Genomic DNA, 4,832 nt, shown 5'->3' with positions numbered 1-4,832 from the left:
CTGACGGCTCAGTCGATGTCAAAGAAGGAACACCAGCAGGGAGTTATAGTTTAGTTTACGAGATCTGCACAAAAGCGACCCCAGTGGTTTGTGATCAAGCCACAGTGACGGTAACAGTAACTTGCAACACCACTAAAATTTCTGGAGTGGTAAGAGATGTGCTAAATAACAGGCCATTAGCAAATGTTCCCGTGACGTTAATTCCAGACAAAGCTACAACAGGTCCTGTATTGTTAATGTTAACCAAAGGCGATGGATCCTATAATTTCACAGGATTTGCAGAAGGAGATTACATCATACAAGTTCAGGATGCTAACTTGAATACTGCACAAAACTTATATAATGTTGGTCCGAGTTTGTACTTTTTAAACATTCAAAAATGTAATTATCAAGTAAGAAATTTTGATTATGACAAAACGGATTTACCGGTTTTAGGCAACTTTGTTTGGTATGATAAAAATGGTAACGGACTTCAGGACGAATGGTTTGATGCCAATAATGATGGGGTTGTGACTCAGAATTTCCCAGATGCCAATGGTTATATTGATTACAGTAAATGGGAATGGATCGATTTCAATGGAGATGGTAAATACACCGGAAAAGAGAACGAAGGCGAAATCAATGCCGCCGGTCTTGGCAATGGTACGACCAATATTCCTAATATTTTCATCACAGGGCCAAATGGTTTCTCAAGAGAAATTACCATGAGTATTCAAGGCTATTGGAGAACAAGAGGAACGTTAGGTAATTATGGAAACTACCAAGTTAAAATTGTAATGGAGCCAAATTTGGAAGCTGCCGCGCAAGCTAAATTTGCTACTGGACTAGTGAAAAATCTATCCACTGCTTTGAATATATCAAATAAAACTAAAGCTATGCAAAGTTTTGTAGTATGCGGTGTGACCACTGCCGATACCCGCAACACCAATTTAACTGCAATAGCAAGAGTTGATAACACCATAGATTTTGGTATTCAATGTCAATTGTATGCTACAATCATTGCCAAAGACGATGTTGCTGGCCCAATATTGAGCGTTGCTACAGTAACGACAAACGTTCTTACTGTATTATCAAACGACACCTCAAATGGGGCTTCAGTACAACTTGCAGATATCAATTTGAGAGTAACAATTCCAAATCCAAATTTGCGTCTAAATGCAGATGGATCAGTAGATATTTTAGCTAATACACCAGCAGGAACATATGTGATGACTTATGAGATTTGTGAAAAACGCAATCCAACAAATTGTCAAAGTGCCACTGTTACCATAACTGTGGTAGCACCAGTAATTACCGCTACCAATGATGATTTTAGTGCACAACCAATTGATTCATCAAAGGGAGCCGTTTTAGATATTTTGGGGAATGATAAACTTAACAATGGATCTGTTTTGGCCCCACAAGTAAAGATAGCTATACTAGATACAAATGGAGTGGCTGGAGTAAGCGTAGATGCACAAGGAAAAATAACCATTCCAGCAGGAACAGCAGTGGGAACCTATGTACTGACGTATGCTATCTGCGACGTGATTAATCCAAACAATTGCGCAACAGCAACCATCACAATCGTAGTAAAAGACCCTTGCGATTTTGATGATAGTGGGGTCTCATGTGATATTTTGGTACACAATGCCTTTACTCCAAATAACGATGGGACAAACGAAGCCTTCACGATAGAACGCATAGAAAACTATCCAGAGAACACCGTGGAGATTTACAACCGTTGGGGAGTATTAGTTTTTGAAGTGAATGGCTATGATAATGCTTCTAAAGTATTTGTAGGGATCTCCGAAGGTAGAGTAACGGTAAACAAAGCTGATGCCTTACCAAATGGAACCTACTACTATGTCATTAAATACAAAAAACCGATAAGTGGCAAGATGAATCAAAAAGCAGGATACCTATTCTTATCAAGATAAAAAAAACACTACTAAAGCGAGCCTGAGCGTTTCCTTTCAGGCTCAAAAAAAATAAAAAATGAAAACAAAAATAATTACTTTCATTACGATGGTATTGGCTTTGGTGAGTTATGGTCAACAAGATGCACAATTCACCCAGTACATGTACAACACCATCAATATCAATCCCGCCTATGCCGGAAGCCGAGGGGCGATGAGTGTTTTTGCACTTCACCGAACCCAATGGGTAGGATTAGATGGCGCTCCAACCACTAACGCCGCTTCTATCAACACGCCCATTAGCAATAGTAATCTCGGATTAGGGATTTCTTTTGTGAATGACAAAATAGGACCAACCAATGAAAATACCATTGCAGCTGATTTGTCCTATAGCATTCAAACATCAGCCGATTATAAATTATCATTTGGAATGAAAGCTACGGCTAACTTATTTAATTTAGATGTCAATAAATTAAATCCCGCCGACCAAGGAGACAAACAGTTTGAAAACTTAAGAAACGTTTTCACTCCAAACATTGGAGCAGGGATTTACTACCATTCCGACAAAGCCTATTTAGGAGTGTCGGTGCCTAATTTTATTCAAAGCAACCGCTACGATGATAACCAAGTGGCTATTTTTAAAGAAAAAATCAATTATTATTTCATTGGAGGCTATGTTTTTGATTTGTCTAATGATATCAAATTCAAACCCGCTTTTTTAACTAAATTAGTTGAAGGTTCGCCGCTGCAAGTGGATGTTTCGGCCAACTTCATGTTTGTTGAAAAAGTGACACTTGGTCTTGCCTACCGATGGAGTGCTGCCATGAGTGCGATGGTTGGATTTCAAGTCACCGATGGTATGTATATTGGGTACGGCTATGATTTAGAAACCACCAATTTGAATAATTACAATTCAGGTTCGCATGAAATTTTCTTGCGTTATGAACTATTTAAAAACAACAACAAACTTATCACGCCCCGTTTCTTCTAAAAATCGAATATGAGAAATACTATCCTGATCACCATATTGTCGCTAAGTTTTTTTTCATGGAATGCTCACGCCCAAAAAGCCAAAGTTAGTGCTGCCAATAAAAACTATAGCAATTATGCCTACGTAGATGCCATACAAACCTACGAGCGATTAGCCAACAAAGGCTATGCCTCTGCTGAGATGTTCCAAAAATTAGGCAATGCTTATTATTTTAATGCTGATTTTGAAAAAGCAGCGCAGTGGTATGAAAAATTATACCAAATGCAATCTGAATTGGAACCCGAGTATTATTATCGCTATGCACAGTCTTTAAAATCAATCGGAAAAACAAAAGAAGCCGCACAAGTTTTAGCCAAATTTGAAGGAAAAGCCAGCAATGATAGTCGTGCGAAACGCTTACAAAACAACACCGATTATCTAGAAGAGATCAAAGCCAATATAGGAATATATACCATCGAAAACGCAGGGATTAACTCAAGATTTTCGGATTATGGAAGTGCGGTGGTCGACAATAAATTGGTTTTTGCTTCCGCAAGAGACACCGGAGGAGTGGGACAACGTAAACATTCCTGGACGGGAGAACATTTTACTAATTTGTATGCTGCGGGAGTTAATGGGGATTTAATTCCTAGTGATCCCAAGCGTTATGATGCCAATGTGAATTCCAAATTTCATGAAGCCACGCCCGTTTTTACCAAAGATGCTAAAACCATGTATTTCACTCGAAATAACTATTTGGATGGCAAGAAAGGGAAAGACGCCAATAAAGTAACGTTACTCAAGATTTATAAGGCCACTTTAGTAAATGAAAGATGGACCAATGTAATCGAATTGCCTTTTAATAGTGACCAATACAGCACAGCACATCCAGCGTTGAGTCCTGATGAACAAATTTTGTATTTTGCCTCAAACCGCCCTGGAACCCTAGGGCAATCGGATTTGTATAAAGTAGCGATTAACAGCGATGGAACTTTTGGACAACCGATCAATTTAGGTACTGAAATCAATACCGAGGGACGAGAAACATTCCCTTTTGTAACCAATGACAATCAGCTGTATTTTGCATCAGACGGACATCCTGGACTGGGAGGATTGGATATCTTTACCGCCAAAATAAATACTGACGGTAGTTTTGGCGAAGTAGAAAATGATGGTGCCGAGGTGAATTCCCCTAAAGATGATTTTGGATATTACCGAGACAGCGAAACCAACAGAGGTTTTTTTACTTCGAATCGAGAAGGGGGCCTTGGCTCAGATGACATATACAGATTTACGAGCAAGAGTCGTTGCAAACAGCTTTTAAAAGGACAAATCACCGATAGTGCCACGGGCGAATTTTTGGCTCGAGCAACGGTTACCTTGTTAAACAAGCAATACAAAGAGATCGCAACAACAACAGCTGACACCCAAGGTAATTACACTTTTACCATTGATTGTAGACGTACTTATAGTGTTCGCGCCCAGCAAAAAGACTACACTCCAAAGGAAACCAAAATAAAAATTGCAGCTACTTCAGGCGAGACCGTTGTTGATTTGCAACTAGAAAGTACTGTTTGTAAAGTAGCCATTGGTGACGATCTAGGAAAATGTTTTGGAATCAAGATGATTTACTTTGATTTGGATAAATCCAATATTAGAGGTGAAGCGGCTTTAGATTTAGAAAAAATATTAGATGCGTTACAACAACATCCAACAATGAAATTGGATATTCGCTCGCATACCGATTGTAGACAAACCGCTAAATACAACATGGCGTTATCTGATCGCAGGGCTAAAGCAACTATCGCTTGGTTAAATGCCAAAGGCATCGACAAATCAAGATTAACCGGAAAAGGATATGGCGAAAGTCAGCTAGTGAATGATTGTGGCTGTGAACCAACAAACGCTTCAACTTGCAGCGAGGAACAACACCAAATGAATAGAAGAAGTGAATTTATTATAAC

The 4,832-nt window shown here is 39.1% G+C and carries 3 protein-coding genes; all 3 read left to right on the top strand.

Annotation, left to right across the window (positions count from 1 at the left end; all coding sequences use genetic code 11):
* On the top strand, positions 1-1,919 hold a 1,919-nt coding region (locus tag ACSVH7_RS15025), incomplete at its 5' end, for a gliding motility-associated C-terminal domain-containing protein (RefSeq protein ID WP_438067499.1).
* Between the two features lie 58 nt (positions 1,920-1,977).
* A complete protein-coding gene (locus tag ACSVH7_RS15020) occupies positions 1,978-2,889 on the top strand; it encodes a PorP/SprF family type IX secretion system membrane protein (protein ID WP_438067498.1) in 912 nt (303 codons plus the stop codon).
* Positions 2,890-2,898: 9 nt separating this feature from the next.
* Positions 2,899-4,832: OmpA family protein (locus tag ACSVH7_RS15015; RefSeq protein WP_438067497.1), on the top strand; the 1,934-nt coding region annotated here is incomplete at its 3' end.

The sequence above is a fragment of the Flavobacterium sp. TSSA_36 genome (assembly GCF_051547165.1).
Taxonomy (GTDB): Bacteria; Bacteroidota; Bacteroidia; order Flavobacteriales; family Flavobacteriaceae; genus Flavobacterium.
Note: the sequence above shows the minus strand (reverse complement) of the source record. Positions and strands in the feature narration are given on the sequence as shown.

Coding starts and splice junctions, on each gene's coding strand:
- ACSVH7_RS15020 (WP_438067498.1), top strand. CDS start 1,978: ATGAAAACAAAAATAATTACTTTCATTACGATGGTATTGGCTTTGGTG.